Here is a 21,386-nt window from a genome sequence, read left to right as displayed (position 1 = left end):
AAGTTCTGCGAACTTTCCAGGATGACGCTAGTTTAAGTGGATACACACTGCCTAACAACCGTCATACTGGAAGCCACACTGTGGCTATCCAGTACCTTAGAGACAATCCATCTCAGCAAAGCGCAAAAACCCGTCATACTGGAAGCCACACAGTCGCTATCCAGTACCTTAGAAACAACTCATCTCAACAAAGCGTAAAAACTCGTCATACTGGAAACCACAACGTGGTTATCCAGTATCTTAGAAAATGCCCAGCCTAATAGATCTTCAAATCACCTACAGTAAATCCAACGTATGCTGATACTGGTACTGATACCCAAGACCTACCGATTTAGAGCTATCTATTCGCTTATCCGGCGTATCCACAACTTCAGGTAAGGTAATATCAAGCCCCTTTGATTCAATGGCGGCCTGATAAAACTGCGCTTTATCACAGGTGTTGGGCGTGGAGGCATTAATGATGTCATGCCCAATATGATTCATCGCAAACTCAACCACACTAACCGCATCCACCCGATGCAGCATGTTTGCAGGAGCATGGCGACTCACTGAACGTAATCGCGTGGCAAAGCGTGAGGGATGGCGAATCTCATCAACTAATCCACTGCAACGGATCACCACATGATCCATTTCACTGTCTATGACTCTTTGCTCGGCTTGCAACAGGGCGAGGCTTTTGTCGGAAAAATCATTATTACCAAGGGCTAACTCTAGGCTCGCATCTTCCTCTTTCATATCTTTCGATACAGACGGGTAAACCGCGGTAGAGCTAATCATGATGACTTTGCGGGCGCCACCTTGTTTTGCTGCTTCACAGATTTGCTGCCAGTTATTGGCATAACTGTCCCAATTGGGAGTTGCACTGCGCCTAAAACCAGGGGTAATACACCCAATAACCACCTCTATTTTCAATTGCTCAATGAGTGATGCGAGGGATTGTATGGAGGGTAGGGGAAGTTGTAATTGGTGAGCAGATAAACCGAGTTCAAGGCTTTCTTCTGTGCTTTCATGACTCGAATTTGTCACGTGAACGGCGTGGTTTGAGGCGCTAAGTTGTTTGGCTAATGGGCGGCCAAGCCAACCTGCGCCTATAATTAAGACTGCAGTCATATTTAGTGACTAAGTGCTCTCAATACTTTTTCGGCGTGCTCTGCGATTTCGATGCCTTCATCCGTTAGATAACCACCATCATTTAGAGTGCATAAACCCTTATCGAAAAGTCTTTTGACTGCCAGTTGCACATGTTCTTCTGCGTCGCTGTGTACTTTGATACCGGTTGCAGCACTGCTTAAATCGAATTGAAGAAGTAGATTTAGTTCATCGGTCAATAGTTGGTTGAATTTCATGCTTATTCCTTTTTGATACTTTCTTCCACAGTAGGACTGGAACAGCAGTGAATCAACAACAAACAGTAAAAAACGTTATCTATATCCTACGCCCGCTCAATTGTTCATCACTAAAGGGGTTTCTGAAGGAAATTTAAAAGATTTGTCATTGTCGCGTAAAAAAAGTCAAATTTAACATTGACTCTCTGTCAGCCCAGACCGGACAAGACTTTACATTTTTTATCCACAATTATTGTGGATAACCGCTCTAGAAATCAAAAAAGAGCGATGTGCAAAAAAGCATCAAACAGCAGAGTAAAGTAAATTAAATTAGTTATTTACATTTACTTTCAATTTAAGTTGCGTCAAATTGCGCGCTTTAAAAATTTGATTATTGATCCTGTTGCTTATTCAAGCTGTGAATAACTCTTGTTGATAGGAAATATCAATCGCAACAACTGGATAGATCAAGGATATGGTCTAAATTTTTAGTATTGGCTCGCCGCGGCATTGCTGTGGTGAATGAATAACAACAATCAAGGCAGTGTGTATGAGTGATATGAATAATATCCAAGAAGAAGAGAAAAGCTCACTTGAGTGGAAAGCCTTTCTTTTCATCGCAGTCGTTCTGTTCCCGGTTCTAAGTGTGGTGTTAGTAGGCGGGTACGGTTTTGTGGTCTGGATGCTTCAAGTTTTTGTATGGGGCCCACCTGGCATTCATGGTTAAGCAAGATGCAACTAAGAAAACTGATTTAAGAGCGAGAGTAAGATGAAGTCACTAATCGTTAAACTATGGAAAACGATGGGGCGCCCTGCTAAACACATAAGTTTAGGCGTACTCACCCTAGGCGGCTTTTTGGCCGGGGTTATCTTTTGGGGCGGATTTAATACCGCACTAGAAGCCACCAACACAGAGGAGTTTTGTATAAGCTGTCACACCATGCGTGATAACGTATACGAAGAGCTTCAAACAACGGTTCACTGGAAAAACCATTCGGGAGTTCGTGCAACCTGCCCAGATTGTCACGTTCCTCACGAGTGGACCGCTAAGATAGCGCGTAAGATACAAGCGTCTAAAGAAGTGTATGCGCAGATCTTTGGGGACTTAGATACCCCAGAAAAATTTGAAGCGCGTCGCTTTGAACTGGCTCGTCATGAGTGGGACCGTTTTTCAGCCAACAAGTCTTTGGAATGTAAAAACTGTCACAATTACGAATCAATGGATTACGAGTTGATGTCTCCAACGGCTCGAATTCAAATGAAGCAAGCGGCTGAGCGAGACCAAAGCTGTTTGGATTGTCACAAAGGTATTGCTCACAAACTGCCTGAAAATATGGATACCTCAGGTGGTATGGTCGGTGAGCTAGAACAGATTGCACATTCAACCTCTTACTCTAAAGACTCCTCTTATGTGTCTGTTCGTCACCTTCCTTTATACGAAGACAAAGACCTTTCTGTTGAAGCCGGTCTATTGAACCCAGCGTCGCAAATTAAGGTTCTTCAAGTCACTGACAAAGCGCTACAAGTTGAAATTAGTGGCTGGCGTAAAGACAAAGGCTTTGGGCGAGTGATTCAAGAAGACTTTGGTATGAATATCGCGGTGGGCTCTCTACTTAAAGAAGCGGCACAAAGCGATGCTATCGTGCAAAGCTTTGAAGAGAAAGAAGATGAGCTAACCGGTTTGCCATGGAGCCGAGTTATCGCAACAGTTTGGATGAAACCAGAAGCACTAATAGAAAGTTACGATCCAATTTGGGAGCGTGCGGGTGAGTCATATACCGTAAACTGCTCAACCTGTCATACACAGCCTGCACCCGCACACTTCAGTGCCAATGCATGGCCGGGCATGTTCAATGGTATGTCAGCATTCGTAAACCTAGATACTGATAGTGAAGCCTTGGTATTGAAATACCTACAGAAACATTCATCTGACTTCTCAGATGAGCATCACTAATTCTGGACGGAGAGAAATAATGTCATTATCAAGAAGAAGCTTTCTGAAAGGTTTAGGTGCATCAGGCGCTGCAGCATCGGTGATCGGGCCAAGCTTATTAGTATCAAGCTCAGCTAGCGCCGCTTCAGAAACAGAAGGTGTGTGGAAGACTTCGGGTTCTCACTGGGGCGCGTTTCGCGCTCGAGTGTGGGCCGGTAAGGTTCAAGAGATAAAACCGTTAGAAGTGGATAAATACCCCACCGAGATGCTGAACGGCATCAAGGGGATTATCTACAGCCCATCACGTATCCGCTACCCTATGGTTCGTTTGGATTGGTTGAAGAAGCACAAGTACGCCACAGATACCCGTGGTAACAACCGCTTTGTTCGTGTTACTTGGGATGAGGCGCTTGATCTCTTCTATCGAGAGCTTGAGCGTGTTCAAAAAGACTACGGTCCTTGGGCACTGCATGCGGGGCAAACAGGCTGGCGTCAAACCGGCCAAATGCACAGCTGTAATAACCATATGCAGCGCGCTATCGGCTTGCACGGTTACTCAGTGAAGAAGGTAGGGGATTACTCTACCGGTGCCGGTCAAACCATATTGCCATATGTGCTGGGCTCTACCGAGGTGTACGCGCAAGGTACGTCTTGGGAGCTTATCCTAGAGAACAGTGACAACATCATTATCTGGGCAAACGACCCGGTTAAGAACCTTCAGGTAGGTTGGACGTGTGAAACTCATGAGTCGTTTGAGTATCTTGAGCAACTGAAAGAGAAAGTCGCTAAGAAAGAGATCAATGTGATCTCAGTGGATCCGGTTAAGAACAATACACAGCAATACCTTGGCAATGATCACTTGTATGTGAATCCACAAACTGACGTGGCCTTCATGCTAGGCATGGCGCATACCCTGTATACAGAAGATCTGTACGATAAGAAATTTATCGAGCTGTACTGTCTTGGCTTCAAAGAATTCGTTCCTTATATGATGGGTGAAACCAAAGATAAGGTAGAAAAAACGCCGGAATGGGCTGCGGAAATCTGTGGCGTTCCAGCGGATAAGATTCGTGAATTTGCGCGCATGCTAGTGAGTGGTCGCACTCAGATCTTGTTTGGTTGGTGTATACAGCGTCAAGAGCACGGTGAGCAGCCGTACTGGATGGGTGCTGTACTCGCCTCTATGATTGGGCAAATTGGCTTGCCGGGCGGTGGTGTCTCTTATGGTCACCATTACTCTGGTATCGGCGTCTCCTCTACAGGCTTCGGTGCGCCAGGTTCATATCCGCTGAATATCGATACCGGTCAAGAGCCTAAGTACACTAACAAGGACTACAACGGCTACAGCAGCGTTATTCCTGTGGCTCGTTGGATTGATTGTCTCCTAGAGCCGGGTAAGAAAATTCAGGCGAATGGCAGTGAAGTCACCCTTCCTGCCTACAAAATGATGGTGATCAGTGGCAACAACCCTTGGCATCATCACCAAGATCGCAACAACATGAAGAAGGCGTTCAAAAACCTTCAAACCATGGTGACTATCGATTTTGCTTGGACTGCTACGTGCCGTTTCTCAGATATCGTTTTGCCAGCGTGTACTCAGTTTGAGCGTAACGATATTGATGGCTATGGCGCATACTCAGGTCGCGGTCTGGTGGCGATGCATAAGCTAGTCGACCCGCTGTTCCAGTCTAAAACTGACTTTGACATCATGACTGAGCTTACCGCTCGCTGGGGACGTGAAAAAGACTACACTCGCGGCATGTCTGAAATGGAATGGGTGAAGAGCCTATACGATGGCTGTAAGGCATCTAACCCTAAGTTTAACCTGCCTGAATTTGAAGAATTCTGGGAGAAAGGCTTCCTAGACTTTGGCAAGGGTCAACCTTGGACGCGTCACGCAGATTTCCGTGAAGATCCAGAGATCAGTGCCCTAGGTACTCCATCTGGCTTTATCGAGATCACCAGCCGTACTATCGGACGTTACGGTTATGAGCACTGCCAAGAGCACCCAATGTGGTTTGAGAAATCAGAGCGCTCTCATGGTGGGCCTGGTTCAGATAAACATCCGTTCTGGCTACAGTCTTGTCACCCAGATAAACGTCTTCACTCACAAATGTGTGAATCTGAAGAGTTCCGAGCAACTTATGCCGTTCAGGGACGCGAGCCGTGTTATCTAAACCCTAAAGATGCCAAAGCAAAAGGCATTAAAGATGGGGATTTGATTCGCGTATTTAACGATCGCGGACAGCTTGTTGCCGGCGCGGTAGTGAGTGATCACTACCCTGAAGGTGTGATTCGAATTGAAGAGGGCGCGTGGTACGGACCTCTCAATGAGAAAATAGGCGCAATAGATACCTATGGCGATCCCAATACCCTAACTCAAGACATCCCATCATCAGAGCTGGCACAAGCAACATCCGCCAATACCTGTTTGGTGAATATTGAGAAATTCAAGGGTGAGGTACCACCGGTTACCGCCTTTGGGGGACCACTAGAGGTTTCTTAACCTCTTTTATGATTGAAACGAAAACCACCGATGACACTCGGTGGTTTTTTTGTATCTGATGATTCTGAACACTGACTTGGTATGTTGGTACTAGCGTGATTGATACGAGGCCAAACTGCGGGCAAAAAAAAAGCCGACCACGAAAAAACGTGCGATCGGCTTGTATTCTTGTGAACAAAAAACTACGTTCACTAACAACGTCAGTTGGCTAGGTGATCCTTGGCTTAAAAGGATCACTGTCACTAATGCACTATGCGTGCCAACTTTTAAAATTATTTATTAAACCTTTGTTATATAAGGATTAAACTTAAAAATTTAACTTGTTTTGCAAATTGCATTTTCAAAATGCAACGAATTTTAGATTTTTGCATATGTGTGTTTGTGCATATTTTAGGCATATAGTTTGGATGCACCCGCAATCATATACAGATATTAAACAAAGAACCTAAAGACTAAGGTTTCAAGTGCGACAATCCCGAATAGAGCAGGGAAGGTAATTCTAGAAATGATATCTAACCTGTGGGCTAGCGCTAACTTGCCTTCCTTGGCTAAGGCAGACGTTGCAATGCATTGCAGCAGACTGGCGAACACCAAAATAGTCGATGCCAAGATGAAATAATCTAAGCTGGTTAAATAAGGCAGACGAGGCAAGATGGTGTCCGCTGAAAAACGATAAGCTATCAAGGTTAACATTGAGGTTATCGCAATACCTACGTTACTGGCGACATTGAGTGGATCCATCCAAAACACTGCCCAAGACATGGCCACAATCAAAGCTAAGGGTAGGATCATTTTCAGGATGTAATAACTGCTGAGTCGTTCTGCAACAAAGCCATAATTGATGCCCGCGACATTGATGGTGTCATTTTGATAAGGGCGATAGGCTTTTGTTTCAGCAAACCAGTCCAGAATACGCCAGTCCGCAAGGGACAAGCTGCTAGCGATCCCTGAGAACTCTTCAATATCAATCATCTCAATTTCAGTTGGATTGTATCCAGGGGCAACCAGATGGAAATTGAAATCTTGTATATCAAAAGGGAAACGGTTTAGGCGCATGGCTTGCGAATAACTGCCCCAGCTGGCCACCAAGAAGGATACTTGACCCTCAGGGGTAATAGTGACGCTGTCTTTATTGTGAAAGAAGATCTTTTGCTGACTGACGATCTGAAACTGAGGGTGCCAAACCTCATCTAAGTCTTTTGTAATGGGCTCTGGGCCGGGGTGAGCTTCGCGGCTGTCTAGCCAACTTAAGCGATAAAAAAGGCGAATATCAAAACTTTGTGACGAGGTATCAATACCATCTACGTCAGCAACAAATAGCGCAGTGTTTATTTTTAGGGGCAGATCACCGGGCGGTAAGCCCTTTGAGGCGAGGGTAGTAGGAACTATACAAAATAGCGCTAATATAAAAATTCCAATCGTTCGCATCGGCAGTCGCTCCATCAACTTGATCTTCAAATTATAGAGCGATTACCGTGTAACGTCGGATTTACTTAATAGCGAACATGGAGCCAAAGTTAAAGCACTGGAACCAAACCTCACTGCTGCTAAAGCCAATGTCAGCAAATCTCTGCTTGTGAGTCTCAATCTTGTCAGGAAGCATTACGTTCTCAATAGCACTGCGTTTCTGGCTAATTTCCAGCTCGCTGTATCCATTGGCGCGTTTAAAATCGTGATGTAAATCGATCAGCAGCTCATGGGAGGTTTGATCCTCAAAGATGAACTTCTCAGAAAGGATTAAGATGCCGCCCGGCAGCAAGCCTTTATAGATCTTTTCAAGCAGCGCCTGACGGTCATCTGGAGATAAAAACTGCAGTGTGAAGTTCAAAACCACTACAGAGGCATTTTCAATGACAATTTCGCGGATATCAGCTTCGCGAACATCAACCGGAGTTTTAGCTTTATAGGCATTGATGTGTAGCTTACAGCGCTCCACCATTGCCGAAGAGTTATCTACTGCGATGATATTGCAGTTATCTGTGGTGATGTTACGACGCATAGATAAGGTAGCGGCGCCAAGAGAGCAGCCAAGGTCATAGAGATTTGACCCTTCTGTGGCAAAACGCTCAGCTAACATGCCAATCGCCGATATGATATTGCTGTATCCAGGTACAGAACGCTGAATCATATCTGGGAACACTTCTGCTACGCGTTCATCGAAGGTAAAGTCGCCAATCTTTTCGATTGGAGCGGAAAAAATCTTATCTGTGCTCATCGGGATCTTGGTGTGTAAGTAATAACAAGCGTAAGTTTAGAGAAAAGGTACCGAGCTGTCATTAATCTAGCTCAATTGCGTTAAAGCTTGTTGTTTTTGCCTTTGTTTGCTCAAAAACAGAGCAAAGCCCACCTTTCATGCAGAAAAAGTTGCTTTGCCTGTCGATTTTAGGGCTATTTCCGAGTATAAATATCGGTTAATTGCGTCGAGATCTTATTGTCTCGATAGAAACTTATTAGTTATTAGAAAAGAGTCGGGAAATTCAATATGCGTAGCCATTATTGTGGTCAACTGAACAAGTCCCTAGCAGGACAAACTGTAGAACTTTGCGGTTGGGTAAACCGTCGCCGTGATCTAGGCGGCCTTATTTTTATCGATATGCGAGATCGTGAAGGTATCGTTCAAGTAGTTGTTGACCCAGATATGGCAGAAGCTACTGCTGTAGCAAACGAATTACGTAACGAATTCTGCATTAAGCTAACCGGTGAAGTTCGCGTTCGTCCTGACAGCCAAGTAAACAAAGACATGGCGACCGGTGAAGTTGAAATCATCGCTAAAGGCCTAGAAATCATCAACCGTTCAGACGTGTTGCCACTGGATTTCAACCAAAACAACTCTGAAGAGCAGCGTCTTAAGTATCGTTACATCGATCTACGTCGCCCTGAGATGAGTGACCGTATTAAGCTGCGTGCTAAAGCGTCAAGCTTTGTGCGTCGTTTCCTGGATGACAACGACTTCCTAGATATCGAAACACCTGTTCTGACTAAAGCAACGCCAGAAGGTGCACGTGATTACTTGGTACCAAGCCGTGTTCACAAAGGCAACTTCTATGCGCTTCCACAGTCTCCTCAGTTGTTCAAACAGCTGCTGATGATGTCTGGCTTTGATCGTTACTACCAAATCGTTAAGTGTTTCCGTGATGAAGATTTGCGTGCGGACCGTCAACCTGAATTTACTCAGATTGATATTGAAACCTCATTCATGTCTGCAGACCAAGTGCGTGCAACCACAGAGAAAATGGTTCACGACATGTGGCAAGAGCTACTGAACGTTGACCTTGGTGAATTCCCAGTAATGCCATTTGCTGAAGCTATTCGTCGCTTTGGTTCTGATAAGCCAGATCTACGTAACCCACTTGAGCTTGTTGATGTTGCTGACATTCTTAAAGATGTTGAATTCAAGGTATTCGCTGGCCCTGCAAACGACGAGAAAGGTCGTGTAGCAGTACTTCGAGTACCAGGTGGCGCTAAGCTGACTCGTAAGCAAATCGATGGCTACGCTGAGTTCGTTGGTATCTACGGTGCGAAAGGCTTGGCATGGATGAAGGTGAACGACCGTGCTGCAGGCATGGAAGGTATCCAATCTCCAGTGGCTAAATTCCTAAATGAGGAAGTGATCAACGGTATTCTTGAGCGCACTGGCGCTGAGAGTGGCGATATCATCCTATTTGGTGCTGATAAAGCGAACGTTGTTTCAGAAGCGATGGGCGCACTGCGTCTTAAAGTCGGTACTGATCTAGAGCTAACAGACCTAGCCGCATGGAAACCTCTTTGGGTTGTTGATTTCCCAATGTTTGAAGAAGACGGTGAAGGCAACCTGCACGCAATGCACCACCCATTCACTTCTCCTCTTGGCGTAACAGCAGAAGAGCTAAAAGCGAACCCTGCGGCTGCAAACTCTAATGCATACGACATGGTTATCAACGGCTACGAAGTGGGCGGTGGTTCTGTACGTATTCACAATGCAGAGATGCAAGCAGCAGTGTTTGACATCCTAGGCATTGATGCACAAGAGCAACAACTTAAGTTTGGTTTCCTACTAGAAGCCCTTAAGTATGGCACGCCTCCACACGCAGGCCTAGCATTCGGTCTTGACCGTCTTGTGATGCTGCTGTGTGGCACAGAGAACATCCGTGACGTGATTGCATTCCCGAAAACGACCAATGCATCTTGTCTACTGACAGACGCACCTAGCCTTGCAAACCCAGCAGCGCTAGAAGAGCTTTCTATTGCAGTGAAGATTGCGAAAAAAGAAAGCGAATAACATTCGCGTCTAACTAGTCTAAACTCCCGCTTATATCGCGGGAGTTTTTGTTTTAGGGATAGAAAACATCAATGACGATTATTTTAGGAATAGACCCAGGCTCTAGAATTACCGGGTATGGGGTTATTCGTCAAAACGGCAGGCATTTATATTACCTTGGCAGTGGCTGTATCCGCATGTCGGAAAAAGAACTGCCGGGTAGGCTAAAGCAAATCTATGCAGGGGTGAGCGAAATCATCACTCAGTTTCAGCCAGACGTGTTTGCTATCGAACAAGTCTTCATGTCGAAAAACGCCGACTCTGCCTTAAAGCTAGGACAGGCGAGGGGCAGTGCCATTGTTGCTGCAGTAAATGCTGACCTAGAAGTCCATGAGTATGCCGCGAGACTGATCAAACAAGCGGTAGTAGGTAATGGTGGTGCTGACAAAGCCCAAGTGCAGCACATGGTTCAACAAATGCTGAAACTTCCAGCCAAACCACAGGCCGACGCCGCCGATGCATTAGGCGTCGCAATATGCCACGCCAACACCAACAAAACGCTGGTGGCATTGGCGGGGAAAGCGACCTCGGCTAGGCGTGGAAGGTATCGGTAAAAGTTATTAGCTGTCAGCTGCAAGCTTCAAGCTTCAAGATTAAGAGCAGGTACAGCGTAGTAATCATGCTACTTTCCAACTAGTAGCTAGTAGCTAGTAGCTAGAAGCTTGAAGCTTGAAGCTCGAAGCTCGAAGCTCGAAGCTTGATCTACCTCCGTCATTGCCGAGGTCTTTTATCGGCAATCTGAAAGTCATTGCGTTCCCTGATTCCCGCTAAAGACATGCGGGAATGACGTTTTTATAACTTCTAGTTGCCAGCTACAAGCTTCAAGAGTAACAGCGGTTACAATGCAGAAATAACTTTTCTTGCGGCTAGTAGCTGGCAGCTCGAAGCTCGATCTATCCCCGTCGTCCCCGAGTGCTTTTATCGGGGACCTAAAGGTTTAGCGTTCCCCGCTAACTAGCCCGAGAATGACGTTTTTATATAGCTGCTAGTTGCTAGCTACAAGCTTCAAGATGAAGATGAAAATCAAGAGCGGGTGCTATGCGAGTACAACACTTCTTGCAGCTAGTAGCTCATGGCTCGCAGCTTTCATACAACTGATCGCTGTTCGTAATACTGGCTATCCGTCCAGTTATTTATTATCATCAATAACATTGTAAACAGTGATTGGAAATAGACAGTGATTGGACGCTTACGTGGAACCCTTATCGAAAAACAGCCCCCAGAACTTTTAATTGAAGTGGGTGGGATTGGCTATGAAGTACAGATGCCGATGAGCTGTTTTTATGAGCTGCCGGAAATTGGCCAAGAAGCGATTATTTATACTCACTTCGTGGTCCGAGAAGACGCGCAGCTTTTGTATGGTTTCAACAGCGTGAATGAGCGTGCTCTATTCCGTGAAGTGATTAAAGCCAATGGCGTGGGCCCTAAACTGGGCTTGGGTATCTTATCGGGTATGACGGCGGGACAGTTTGTTAGCTGTGTTGAGAACGAAGATATCTCTACTCTGGTTAAACTGCCGGGTGTGGGTAAGAAAACAGCCGAGCGTTTGGTCGTAGAAATGAAAGACCGTCTTAAAGGCTGGGGTGCGGGCGACCTATTTACGCCGGCCACTGACGCTGCGCCAATGGATAAAGGTCTGTCTAGCGACGAAAGCGCCATTGATGAAGCAGTGAGTGCACTACTGGCATTGGGTTACAAACCGCAATTGGCATCCAAAGCGATTTCTCAGATTGCCAAGCCTGATATGACCAGCGAATCCCTGATCAAAGAAGCTCTGCGAGCGATGGTATAATAGATGATTGAAGCTGACCGACTCATTGCACCGGAAAATCCTACCTTTAGAGACGAAGAAGCGATAGATCGCGCCATTCGCCCTAAAAAGCTTGAAGATTATCGAGGCCAAGACCACGTGCGTGGTCAGATGGAGATTTTCATCAAAGCGGCTCAAATGCGCAATGAAGCTTTGGATCACCTGCTTATCTTCGGACCTCCTGGCTTGGGTAAAACCACGCTTGCTAACATTGTGGCCAATGAGATGGGCGTTAACATCCGCACCACTTCAGGCCCTGTGTTAGAAAAAGCCGGTGATCTGGCGGCGCTTCTAACTAATCTAGAAGAAAACGATGTGTTGTTTATTGATGAAATACACCGTTTGAGCCCTATGGTCGAAGAGGTTCTCTATCCTGCGATGGAAGATTATCAGTTAGACATCATGATAGGTGAGGGCCCAGCGGCACGTTCTATCAAGATTGATCTTCCGCCCTTCACCTTGATTGGCGCAACCACACGAGCAGGTTCGTTAACCTCGCCACTGCGCGATCGATTCGGTATTACTCAGCGTCTTGAATACTACAAGATTGAAGATCTGCAGCACATTGTTCAACGCAGTGCCGATTGCTTGAATTTGTCGATGGAAGAAGAGGGTGCTCTTGAAGTTGCAAGGCGTGCTCGTGGTACTCCGCGTATCGCTAACCGTTTACTGAGGCGTGTACGAGATTATGCCGAAGTTAAGGGTGATGGACATATCGATTCGGGTATCGCAGACAAAGCCTTGGACATGTTAGACGTCGATAGCCTTGGCTTTGATTACATGGACCGCAAATTATTGCTGGCCATTATTGAGAAGTTTAATGGTGGTCCTGTTGGGCTCGATAATATGGCCGCTGCCATCGGTGAAGAAAAAGATACCATTGAAGATGTATTAGAGCCGTATTTGATTCAGCAGGGTTATCTACAAAGAACCCCTCGAGGTCGAATTGTTACAGACCGTGCCTACTTACATTTTGGATTTGATCTAAAAGATTGATGAATCGTTATAGGGGTGTAATGCCCCTTTTATTTGTCCGACAATAACCCTACCAAACTCTTAACCTTGGTCACATATCAACCTCTTACTGCACAATAAGTCACCCATCTCAATTCATTATTCTTGATTCAAATCAAGGAAACTTTCTGAAATAAAGCCTTTGAAACCAACAAACTAAACCGATAATATAACCCACAGATATATTAGAGGATGCCTAACAACTGTTTAACCGTTAGTTTTCAGGGAATTAATGATTGATACAGTTATTTAACAGCTCCTGTTAATTTTTAACTTTGTGCTTTAGGTTGAACCAGTGTCTAGGAAGACACCCAAGGAGTTCTTATGATAGATGTCGTTGATCTGTCGCGATTGCAATTCGCGTTGACAGCAATGTACCACTTCCTGTTTGTACCATTAACTTTAGGTCTTGCTTTCTTGCTTGCGATTATGGAATCCGTTTACGTGATGACAGGCAAGCAGATTTATAAAGATATGACCAAGTTCTGGGGTAAGTTATTCGGTATTAACTTTGCTCTAGGTGTCGCTACAGGCCTTACCATGGAGTTCCAGTTCGGAACAAACTGGTCTTACTATTCTCACTATGTAGGCGATATCTTTGGTGCTCCTCTTGCCATTGAAGCCTTGGTAGCCTTCTTCTTAGAATCCACGTTTGTTGGTTTATTCTTCTTTGGTTGGGACAGACTGTCTAAGCGTCAGCACTTGGCGGTAACTTGGCTAGTTGCATTGGGCTCAAACTTCTCTGCACTGTGGATTCTTATCGCAAACGGCTGGATGCAACACCCAGTGGGCGCGGAGTTCAACTTTGAAACCATGCGAATGGAGATGGTGAGCTTCTCTGAAGTAGTGTTTAACCCAGTTGCTCAGGTGAAATTCGTTCACACCGTAGCATCCGGTTATACCACTGGCGCAATGTTCGTTCTTGGTATCAGTTCCTACTATCTATTGAAGGGACGTGATGTTGCTTTTGCTCGTCGTTCATTTGCTATTGCCGCCTCTTTTGGTATGGCAGCCATTCTATCTGTAATCGTTCTTGGCGATGAGTCAGGCTATGAGCTTGGTGACGTACAGAAAGTGAAGCTTGCCGCTATTGAAGCTGAATGGCATACCGAGCCAGCACCTGCAGCCTTCACCGCATTTGGTATTCCAAATCAAGAGACAATGGAAACCGACTACGCGATTAAGATCCCTTATGTCATGGGTATCATCGCAACACGTTCAGTTGATAAGCAAGTGACAGGCCTTCGCGACCTTCGTGAAGAGCACGTCGATCGCATCCGCAACGGTATGTTCGCTTATGACCTTCTTGAAAAGCTGCGCGCAGGTGACAAATCTGACGCGAACATGGCAGCCTTTGATGAGGTGAAAGACGACTTGGGTTATGGTTTGCTGCTTAAGCGTTACACCGACAACGTAGTAGACGCAACAGAAACACAAATCCAAGCGGCGGCTGATGATTCAATCCCTACGGTTTGGCCTCTATTCTGGTCGTTCCGCATCATGGTTGCGTGTGGTTTCATCATGCTGTTTGTCTTTGGTATGGCGTTCTACCAGACCTGTCGTCAGAAGATCGAACAAAAACCTTGGTTACTGAAAGCTGCGCTGTTCAGCATTCCGCTTCCGTGGATTGCGATTGAAGCAGGTTGGTTCGTTGCCGAGTTTGGTCGTCAGCCATGGGCGGTAGGTGAAATACTTCCAACCCATGTTGCTGCCTCTGCATTGACCATGGGTCAACTATGGGCATCACTGGCCGCTATTTTGGCTCTTTACACTGTGTTCTTGATTGCAGAAGTTTACTTGATGGTGAAATTTGCACGTAAAGGACCGAGCAGCCTGAAAACAGGTCGCTACCACTTTGAACAAGACAACGACGATGAAGCGAAAGCGAAAATCGGTCGTCAAGTTGAAGCATAATAAGGGAGTGTAATTATGTTTGATTACGAAGTTTTAAGATTTATATGGTGGGTGCTGATCGGCGTGCTATTCGTCGGGTTTGCGGTCACTGACGGCTTTGATATGGGTGTATGTGCGGTTGTACCTATCCTAGGTAAAACTGACACCGAACGCCGTGTAATGATCAACTCAATTGCTCCCCACTGGGATGGCAACCAAGTTTGGTTAATTACAGCCGGTGGTGCTCTATTTGCAGCATGGCCTCTAGTGTACGCAACGTCGTTCTCAGGCTTTTATTTTGCGATGATCGTAACTCTCGCTGCATTGTGGCTTCGCCCAATTGGTTTGGATTACCGCTCTAAAATAGAAGAGCCAAAATGGCGTAAGACTTGGGATATCTGTATTTCTATCAGTGGCTTTGTTCCACCGGTTATCTTCGGTGTTGCCTTTGGTAACCTGCTGCAGGGTGTACCGTTCCAACTGAATGAGTTCATGATGTCCACCTACCACGGCAGCTTCTTCGGGCTACTGAATCCATTTGCATTGCTATGCGGTCTAGTCAGCTTGTCGATGATACTGCTGCAAGGCGCAACATGGCTGCAGATGAAAACCACAGCTGACGTGCATGTACGTGCTCGCAACCTAGCTCAACTTGCTGGTATTGCTACAGCATTGCTGTTTGTTGTTGGCGGTTTCTGGGTTCAAGGTATGGACGGCTATGTGATCACAAGTCAAATGGACCACAACGGCGCATCGAACCCTCTTGCAAAAGACGTAGTCGTAGAAGCAGGTGCTTGGATGAAGAACTTTGCTGAGTATCCTGCGTTTTGGATAGCACCTGCACTAGGCGTGGCGATGCCACTGCTTGCGCTACTTGCGTCTCGCGCTGAGAAGGGCGGTTTTGCATTCTTGTTCTCAAGCTTGGGCAATGCTGGCGTTATCTTTACTGCAGGCCTTGCGATGTTCCCATTCGTTATGCCATCAAGCCTTAACCCGGCACACAGCTTAACGATGTGGGATTCAACCTCTAGTGAACTGACTCTTAACCTTATGACGGCCGTAGCCTTTGTTATGGTTCCAGTAATCCTGGCTTACACCAGTTGGACCTACTACAAGATGTTTGGTCGTCTAGATGAGAAGTTCATCGAAGAAAACAAGAATTCACTCTACTAAGAAGGGACAAGATATGTGGTATTTCGCTTGGATTTTGGGTGTGTTGCTAGCTTGTGCTTTCGGCATCATCAATGCTCTATGGCTAGAGCACACAGAAATGATGGACAAAGATAAGCAAGACTAAGCTTAACTGACATCCTAAAAGGCCAGAGTTGATATTCAGCTCTGGCCTTTTTTACGTTCTGTGCAAATGGCAAAGTATGCAATACGTGAAATAGGGCAAATGTCATCCTGAACTCGATTCAGGACCTTAGAGAGTGCCATAGCAAGCAATGTATGTCCCAAGATCCTAGATAAGCTCTCCGAGCTTTCTAGGATGACCCTGATAGCTGATAGCTGATAGCTGACAGCTAGCTCCCCCAAGTCATCCTGAACTCGATTCAGGATCTTAGAGAGTGCCATAGCCGACAATGTAGGCGCCAAGATCCTAGATAAGCTCTCCGAGCTTTCTAGGATGACCCTGAGAGCTGATTCCCCCAAGTCATCCTGAACTCGATTCAGGACCTTAGAGGGTGCCATAGCCAGCAATGTACGCCCGAAGATCCTAGATAAGCTCTCCGAGCTTTCTAGGATGACCCTGAGAGCTGATTCCCCCAAGTCATCCTGAACTCGATTCAGGATCTTAGAGGGTGCTAAAGCCAGCAATGTACGACCCAAGATCCTAGACAAGTTCTCCGAACGTTCTAGGATGACCCTGACGGCTGACGGCTGACGGCTGACGGCTGATAGCTAGCAGCTACCCCTAATTCCCCCTTAGAATGTGTCTAAATATTGCGACATTAGTCAAATTTTGGCCACTTAGCTCACGAAAGCCGTGCATCCATCAAAAAAAACGTGTTGCCTAAAAAATAAAAAGTTACATTGTGTATATTACAGGCAAAGAAATCAGGGACCTAGGGCATGTCGTCTACCGATAAAGCGCCGTTCACTTGGCCGATACGAATCTACTACGAAGATACGGATGCGGGTGGTATTGTGTATCACTCCAATTATTTGAAGTACTTCGAGCGCGCACGCACTGAAATGTTAAGAAGCATTGGCGTGTCGCAAGAGGTGTTGTTACAAGAGAATCTAGGTTTTGTGGTTCGACATATGGATATCGATTTTTTGCAAGGTGCGAAACTCGACCAAGAATTGACGGTCCAAACACACATTGCTCAATTAAAACGCGCATCTCTCGATTTTTGTCAGGAGATAGTCAATCTAGAAGGCAGAGTATTGTGCAAAGCTATGGTTAAGGTAGCATGTATCAATACCGCCAATATGAGGCCTCAGGCCATACCCAGTTTCATGATCACGGAGTTATCGTAAAGTGTCCGCAGAAATCAATTTTATTGATCTTATCCTAGAAGCAAGCCTATTAGTTCAGCTGGTGATGCTCACTTTGGTTGGCATGTCGGTGGCCTCATGGGCAATGATCATCAGTCGCAGTAAGGTTATCTCCGAGGCTTATGCTCGTACAGACCGTTTCGAAGACAAATTTTGGTCAGGTAAAGATCTTGGCAAGCTATACCAAGAAGTGAAAGCGCGTAAAGACAGCTTATCAGGCATTGAAGAAATCTTTTACTCAGGCTTTACCGAGTTTGCTCGTCTTCGCCGCACTAACGCAGGCTCACCAGACTTCATTATGGAAGGTACTGGAAGAGCGATGCGTGTATCAGTGGCAAGAGAAGTCGACAACCTAGAAACCAACCTGCCATTTTTGGCAACGGTAGGCTCTATTAGCCCATACATCGGTCTGTTTGGTACGGTATGGGGCATTATGCATGCATTTATCGCACTAGGTCAGGTAAAGCAAGCTACGCTAGCTATGGTAGCCCCTGGTATTGCAGAGGCCTTGATTGCAACGGCTATGGGTCTATTTGCTGCGATTCCAGCGGTGATGTTCTACAACCGCCTTAGTAACCGCGTTGGCAAGCTTGAGCACTCATACGCCACCTTCTCTGAAGAGTTCCACGCTATCTTGCACCGTCAAGCGATGAGCGAAAGGAACTAATCAATGGCGGGTTATCAACCTAAAAAACGCAAACTCACCGCAGAAATCAACGTAGTTCCTTACATTGATGTCATGCTGGTGTTGCTGATTATCTTTATGGTGACCTCGCCGTTTGTCACACAGGGCGTGGATGTTGAGCTGCCTAAAACGCACAGCGCGACACCTGCATCAGAACTTGCTGGAGACAGCGAAGCTAGCTTTATCATCATCGAGATCACCGCTGACGGCGAATTAGGCCTTAGTGTTAATGATGAAGAAGTACAGCGTGGTATGAGCCTTGACGAGGTGATTGTTCGAGTCAAAGCAGAGCGCGCCATTTCACCTGACGCACCGGTAGCGGTGGGTGGTGACGCTTCAACACCATACGCTGAGGTAGTTCTGGTTCTCGACGAATTAGGCCAAGCAGGTATAGCCAAGGTTGGCTTGCTGACGGACATCAAGGGATAGATTCCAGTAAACGATGAAACAAGATAAAAAGTTCACCAGATCGCTCATCATTTCAGCAGCAGTACACTTGCTTCTGGTGATAGCCTTGATCTGGGGAACTAACTTCAATATGTCGAAACCAGAACCTACACCCAATATGGTGGAGGCGGTGGTTATTGACCCCAATGCTATTCAAAAGCAGGCTCAGCAGATTCGCCAACAGCGTGAGGCTGCCTCAAAGGCTGAGCAAGAGCGTATTCGCAAGTTGAAAGAGCAAAGCAAGCAACTTGAGAAGAATCGCAAAGCCGAAGAAGAGCGCATTCGTCGTCTAGCCCAAGAGAAAGCAGAATCAGAGAAAAAAACACGTGAAGCTGAAAAGCAGCGTCAGTTAAAAGAGAAACAGCGCAAGGAAGAAGAGCAGCGCACTAAGGTTGCCGAAGCTGAGCGTAAGAAAAAAGAACAAGCCACCAAAAAAGCGGAAGCAGAACGAGTAGCTAAAGTAAAAGCGGCGGCAGAAGCAAGTAAGAAAGCGGCGAAGGCAGAGGCGGATAGGGTAGCGAAAGAAAAGGCAGCCAAAGAAGCCACTGAAAAAGCACGTAAAGCGGAACAAGAAAAGCTGGCTCAAGAGAAGGCTGCTAAAGAAGCCGCTGAGAAAGCCAAGAAAGAACAAGCTCGTTTAGCGCAACTTGAGCGTGAACGTAAAGAACAAGAAGCGGCACTGAGCGATATTTTCTCAGGCCTTGAAGCGGAACAGCAAACGAATTCAACCGCTCGTAGCAGAGCCATAACCGATGAAGTCACCCGAATGGGTGAGATCTATAAGCAAATGATTCAGCGAGAATTATTGCTAGATGATTCCTTTAGAGGAAAAGAGTGCCGAGTGAATTTGCGATTGCTTAACACAGGCTCTAACTTCATTGTAAGCGACCTAAGAACTTTGTCTGGAGATTCAGGCCTGTGTCGCGCCGCACAAGTAGCAGTTTCAAAAGTAGGGAGCTTCCCACTGCCAAGCGACAAGGCTGCTATAGATAAATTGAAGAGCATTAACTTAACCGTTGCACCTTAAGAAGGAAAACCTGGTGATTAAACGATTATTTGTAAGTCTATTGATGATGTGCAGTATGGGGCTATCTGTTGCCCATGCCTCACTTGAGTTAGTTATTACAGAAGGCGTCAACTCTGCACGCCCAATTGGGATTGTGCCATTTAAATGGGACGGTCCAGGTAAGCTGCCACACGACGTGTCTGCGGTGATTGCCTCGGATCTTCAGCGCAGTGGCAAGTTCAGCCCTGTTGCGACCAATCAAATGCCACAGACGCCTTATGAAGATAAGGACGTAAACTATTCGGCATGGACATCAATGGGTGTCGATGCGCTGTTAACCGGTACTATTACTGATGCAGGTGACGGTAAGTACAAGGTACAGTACAAGCTTATTGACGTAGTGCGCGGCGCATTAACAGATGGTCAGGCTAAATCGCTACAAGACGGTACCTTGGTACTGTCTAAAGACCATATCCTGTTCAACAAGCAAGCGACCGTTCCAGGCCCTCGTTTACGCGAATACGCTCACCGTATCTCAGACTTAGTGTACGAGCAGCTCACTGGCGATCGCGGCGCATTCCTGACGCGTATTGCTTATGTTGTGGTTAACGATAAAGACAAATACCCGTATCAGCTGCGCATTGCAGACTACGATGGCTATAACGAGCGCCTAGTATTGCGTTCTAAGCAGCCGTTAATGTCTCCAGCATGGTCGCCAGACGGAAGAGAGCTTGCTTATGTAAGCTTCCAAAATGGCCAAGCTGAAATTTTCTTAATGAACATCTACACGGGCAAACGAGAGAAACTGACCTCGTTCCCTCGTCACAATGGTGCACCTCGATTCTCTCCTGATGGAAAGTCAATCGCACTGGTATTGTCAAAGACCGGCGCTCTTCAGGTTTACACCATGGACTTGAAATCACGTAAGTTGAAGCAGATAACTCGTGGTAGATCAAATAATACAGAACCATTTTGGCATCCAGATGGTCAATCTCTTATATTCACCTCTGATAGAGGTGGTAAGCCTCAGATTTATCAAGTAAATTTAGATAACGGGGCATCGAAGAGATTGACTTGGCAGGGTAGCCAAAATTTGGGAGGCCAGATTACTCCTGATGGACGTTTCATGATTATGGTGAATCAGTCTTCTTCAGGTTTCAATTTGGCAAAACAGGATTTGGAGACCGGAGCCGTTCAAGTGTTAACAAAAACACTACTCGACGAGTCTCCGAGCATAGCTCCAAATGGAGGAATGGTGATATACAGCTCAATGTATAATAAAAACAATGTGCTATCGATGGTTTCAATTGATGGACGGTTTAAAGCCAGACTACCAGCAACCAATGGGCGTGTAAGAGCACCCGCCTGGTCACCGTTTTTGTAACGACGTTACTTTTTATACAATAAGGAAAACTTAACATGCAACTTAACAAGGTTTTTAAAGGGCTGCTAATCGCACTACCTGTTCTAGCTGTTACAGCTTGTAGTTCTACTGACGAAGCAACTGACGCTTCTGATGCACAAACTACTAACCAAGAAGCTCAAGCGAACGCAACTGAAACTACAGACACAACTGTTGTTTCTCCAATGACTGAAGAAGAGAAGCTAGCTGAAGAGCGCGAAATGGCTGAAAAAGCACTACGCGAAAACACTACTCTTTACTTCCCATACGATAACTCTACTATCAGCTCTGAGTACGAAGAGATGCTATCTGCGCACGCTCTTTTCCTAAGCGAAAACCCAGACGTTAAAGTAACTATCGAAGGTCACGCTGATGAGCGCGGTACTCCTGAGTACAACATCGCACTAGGCGAGCGTCGTGCTAACGCAGTTTCTAATTACCTTCAAGCATCAGGCGTTCAAGCAGACCAACTTTCTATCGTAAGCTACGGTGAAGAGAAGCCTCTAGAGCTTGGTCAATCTGAAGAAGCGTACGCGAAAAACCGTCGTGCGGTTCTAGTTTACTAA

The 21,386-nt window shown here is 46.0% G+C and carries 21 protein-coding genes; 16 read left to right on the top strand and 5 right to left on the bottom strand.

What is annotated here, in order from left to right:
- Positions 1-276: 276 nt before the first annotated feature.
- A complete protein-coding gene (locus A6E01_RS08125; RefSeq protein ID WP_065210036.1) occupies positions 277-1,110 on the bottom strand; it encodes an NAD-dependent epimerase/dehydratase family protein in 834 nt (277 codons plus the stop codon).
- Between the two features lie 2 nt (positions 1,111-1,112).
- Entirely contained in the window at positions 1,113-1,346 is a 234-nt protein-coding gene (locus A6E01_RS08120) for a TIGR02647 family protein (protein WP_017027653.1), read from the bottom strand.
- A 529-nt stretch (positions 1,347-1,875) separates the two neighbouring features.
- Here A6E01_RS08120 and torE point away from each other — a divergent pair.
- From torE to torA, 3 genes are read left to right on the top strand one after another with little or no spacing between them, the layout of a single operon-like run.
- Positions 1,876-2,052, top strand: coding sequence for a trimethylamine N-oxide reductase system protein TorE (gene torE, locus A6E01_RS08115; RefSeq protein ID WP_017027652.1), 177 nt, complete (start codon positions 1,876-1,878; stop codon positions 2,050-2,052).
- Positions 2,053-2,094: 42 nt separating this feature from the next.
- A complete protein-coding gene (torC, locus tag A6E01_RS08110) occupies positions 2,095-3,279 on the top strand; it encodes a pentaheme c-type cytochrome TorC (RefSeq protein ID WP_026026095.1) in 1,185 nt (394 codons plus the stop codon).
- A gap of 19 nt (positions 3,280-3,298) precedes the next feature.
- Positions 3,299-5,764, top strand: coding sequence for a trimethylamine-N-oxide reductase TorA (torA, locus tag A6E01_RS08105; RefSeq protein WP_065210035.1), 2,466 nt, complete (start codon positions 3,299-3,301; stop codon positions 5,762-5,764).
- Between the two features lie 432 nt (positions 5,765-6,196).
- Here the strand turns inward: torA and A6E01_RS08100 are convergent, their stop codons facing one another.
- Together A6E01_RS08100 and cmoA are read right to left on the bottom strand one after the other, a co-directional pair.
- On the bottom strand, positions 6,197-7,192 hold the full coding sequence (locus A6E01_RS08100) for a ligand-gated ion channel (protein WP_017027649.1): 996 nt from the start codon (positions 7,190-7,192) through the stop codon (positions 6,197-6,199).
- 61 nt (positions 7,193-7,253) lie between these two features.
- Positions 7,254-7,979 carry a carboxy-S-adenosyl-L-methionine synthase CmoA gene (cmoA, locus tag A6E01_RS08095; protein ID WP_017027648.1) on the bottom strand — a complete coding sequence of 242 codons (726 nt, stop codon included), beginning with the start codon at positions 7,977-7,979 and terminating at the stop codon, positions 7,254-7,256.
- A 267-nt stretch (positions 7,980-8,246) separates the two neighbouring features.
- On the opposite strand from cmoA, the gene aspS reads away from it, so the two are divergent.
- The 7 genes from aspS (at position 8,247) to cydX (ending at position 16,075) form a co-directional block, all read left to right on the top strand.
- On the top strand, positions 8,247-10,022 hold the full coding sequence (gene aspS / locus A6E01_RS08090) for an aspartate--tRNA ligase (RefSeq protein ID WP_017027647.1): 1,776 nt from the start codon (positions 8,247-8,249) through the stop codon (positions 10,020-10,022).
- 71 nt (positions 10,023-10,093) lie between these two features.
- Positions 10,094-10,615, top strand: coding sequence for a crossover junction endodeoxyribonuclease RuvC (gene ruvC, locus A6E01_RS08085; RefSeq protein WP_017027646.1), 522 nt, complete (start codon positions 10,094-10,096; stop codon positions 10,613-10,615).
- A gap of 623 nt (positions 10,616-11,238) precedes the next feature.
- Positions 11,239-11,853: a Holliday junction branch migration protein RuvA gene (gene ruvA, locus A6E01_RS08080; RefSeq protein WP_017027645.1), complete on the top strand. Its 615-nt coding sequence runs from the start codon at positions 11,239-11,241 to the stop codon at positions 11,851-11,853.
- 3 nt (positions 11,854-11,856) lie between these two features.
- Positions 11,857-12,867: a Holliday junction branch migration DNA helicase RuvB gene (gene ruvB, locus A6E01_RS08075; protein ID WP_017027644.1), complete on the top strand. Its 1,011-nt coding sequence runs from the start codon at positions 11,857-11,859 to the stop codon at positions 12,865-12,867.
- Positions 12,868-13,209: 342 nt separating this feature from the next.
- Positions 13,210-14,799 (top strand): cytochrome ubiquinol oxidase subunit I, encoded by a 1,590-nt coding sequence (cydA, locus tag A6E01_RS08070; protein WP_017027643.1) that lies wholly within the window; start codon positions 13,210-13,212, stop codon positions 14,797-14,799.
- A 15-nt stretch (positions 14,800-14,814) separates the two neighbouring features.
- Entirely contained in the window at positions 14,815-15,951 is a 1,137-nt protein-coding gene (gene cydB, locus A6E01_RS08065) for a cytochrome d ubiquinol oxidase subunit II (protein ID WP_065210034.1), read from the top strand.
- 13 nt (positions 15,952-15,964) lie between these two features.
- A complete protein-coding gene (gene cydX, locus A6E01_RS08060) occupies positions 15,965-16,075 on the top strand; it encodes a cytochrome bd-I oxidase subunit CydX (protein WP_017032438.1) in 111 nt (36 codons plus the stop codon).
- Positions 16,076-16,110: 35 nt separating this feature from the next.
- On the opposite strand, the gene A6E01_RS08055 is transcribed toward cydX, so the two are convergent.
- Positions 16,111-16,620, bottom strand: coding sequence for a hypothetical protein (locus tag A6E01_RS08055; RefSeq protein ID WP_156744616.1), 510 nt, complete (start codon positions 16,618-16,620; stop codon positions 16,111-16,113).
- Between the two features lie 231 nt (positions 16,621-16,851).
- Between A6E01_RS08055 and ybgC the strand changes: the two genes are divergently transcribed.
- The 6 genes from ybgC to pal are packed head-to-tail and all read left to right on the top strand — an operon-like array spanning position 16,852 to position 21,386.
- On the top strand, positions 16,852-17,262 hold the full coding sequence (ybgC, locus tag A6E01_RS08050) for a tol-pal system-associated acyl-CoA thioesterase (protein ID WP_065210032.1): 411 nt from the start codon (positions 16,852-16,854) through the stop codon (positions 17,260-17,262).
- Between the two features lies 1 nt (position 17,263).
- Entirely contained in the window at positions 17,264-17,947 is a 684-nt protein-coding gene (gene tolQ, locus A6E01_RS08045; RefSeq protein WP_017027639.1) for a protein TolQ, read from the top strand.
- A gap of 3 nt (positions 17,948-17,950) precedes the next feature.
- Positions 17,951-18,394: an ExbD/TolR family protein gene (locus A6E01_RS08040; RefSeq protein WP_017243395.1), complete on the top strand. Its 444-nt coding sequence runs from the start codon at positions 17,951-17,953 to the stop codon at positions 18,392-18,394.
- Positions 18,395-18,407: 13 nt separating this feature from the next.
- Positions 18,408-19,439: a cell envelope integrity protein TolA gene (tolA, locus tag A6E01_RS08035; protein ID WP_017027637.1), complete on the top strand. Its 1,032-nt coding sequence runs from the start codon at positions 18,408-18,410 to the stop codon at positions 19,437-19,439.
- Between the two features lie 13 nt (positions 19,440-19,452).
- Positions 19,453-20,802 (top strand): Tol-Pal system beta propeller repeat protein TolB, encoded by a 1,350-nt coding sequence (gene tolB / locus A6E01_RS08030; protein ID WP_017027636.1) that lies wholly within the window; start codon positions 19,453-19,455, stop codon positions 20,800-20,802.
- Between the two features lie 35 nt (positions 20,803-20,837).
- Positions 20,838-21,386 (top strand): peptidoglycan-associated lipoprotein Pal, encoded by a 549-nt coding sequence (pal, locus tag A6E01_RS08025; RefSeq protein WP_017027635.1) that lies wholly within the window; start codon positions 20,838-20,840, stop codon positions 21,384-21,386.

The sequence above is a fragment of the Vibrio breoganii genome (assembly GCF_001677275.1).
GTDB classification, from domain to species: Bacteria; Pseudomonadota; Gammaproteobacteria; order Enterobacterales; family Vibrionaceae; genus Vibrio; species Vibrio breoganii.
The sequence above is the reverse complement of the archived record's forward strand: the minus strand, read 5'-3'. Positions and strand labels throughout refer to the sequence as shown.

Coding starts and splice junctions, on each gene's coding strand:
- cydA (WP_017027643.1), top strand. CDS start 13,210: ATGATAGATGTCGTTGATCTGTCGCGATTGCAATTCGCGTTGACAGCA.
- aspS (WP_017027647.1), top strand. CDS start 8,247: ATGCGTAGCCATTATTGTGGTCAACTGAACAAGTCCCTAGCAGGACAA.
- torE (WP_017027652.1), top strand. CDS start 1,876: ATGAGTGATATGAATAATATCCAAGAAGAAGAGAAAAGCTCACTTGAG.
- cmoA (WP_017027648.1), bottom strand. CDS start 7,979: ATGAGCACAGATAAGATTTTTTCCGCTCCAATCGAAAAGATTGGCGAC.
- ybgC (WP_065210032.1), top strand. CDS start 16,852: ATGTCGTCTACCGATAAAGCGCCGTTCACTTGGCCGATACGAATCTAC.
- A6E01_RS08120 (WP_017027653.1), bottom strand. CDS start 1,346: ATGAAATTCAACCAACTATTGACCGATGAACTAAATCTACTTCTTCAA.
- torC (WP_026026095.1), top strand. CDS start 2,095: ATGAAGTCACTAATCGTTAAACTATGGAAAACGATGGGGCGCCCTGCT.
- pal (WP_017027635.1), top strand. CDS start 20,838: ATGCAACTTAACAAGGTTTTTAAAGGGCTGCTAATCGCACTACCTGTT.
- A6E01_RS08125 (WP_065210036.1), bottom strand. CDS start 1,110: ATGACTGCAGTCTTAATTATAGGCGCAGGTTGGCTTGGCCGCCCATTA.
- torA (WP_065210035.1), top strand. CDS start 3,299: ATGTCATTATCAAGAAGAAGCTTTCTGAAAGGTTTAGGTGCATCAGGC.
- ruvB (WP_017027644.1), top strand. CDS start 11,857: ATGATTGAAGCTGACCGACTCATTGCACCGGAAAATCCTACCTTTAGA.
- cydB (WP_065210034.1), top strand. CDS start 14,815: ATGTTTGATTACGAAGTTTTAAGATTTATATGGTGGGTGCTGATCGGC.
- A6E01_RS08040 (WP_017243395.1), top strand. CDS start 17,951: ATGGCGGGTTATCAACCTAAAAAACGCAAACTCACCGCAGAAATCAAC.
- cydX (WP_017032438.1), top strand. CDS start 15,965: ATGTGGTATTTCGCTTGGATTTTGGGTGTGTTGCTAGCTTGTGCTTTC.
- tolA (WP_017027637.1), top strand. CDS start 18,408: ATGAAACAAGATAAAAAGTTCACCAGATCGCTCATCATTTCAGCAGCA.
- A6E01_RS08100 (WP_017027649.1), bottom strand. CDS start 7,192: ATGCGAACGATTGGAATTTTTATATTAGCGCTATTTTGTATAGTTCCT.
- ruvC (WP_017027646.1), top strand. CDS start 10,094: ATGACGATTATTTTAGGAATAGACCCAGGCTCTAGAATTACCGGGTAT.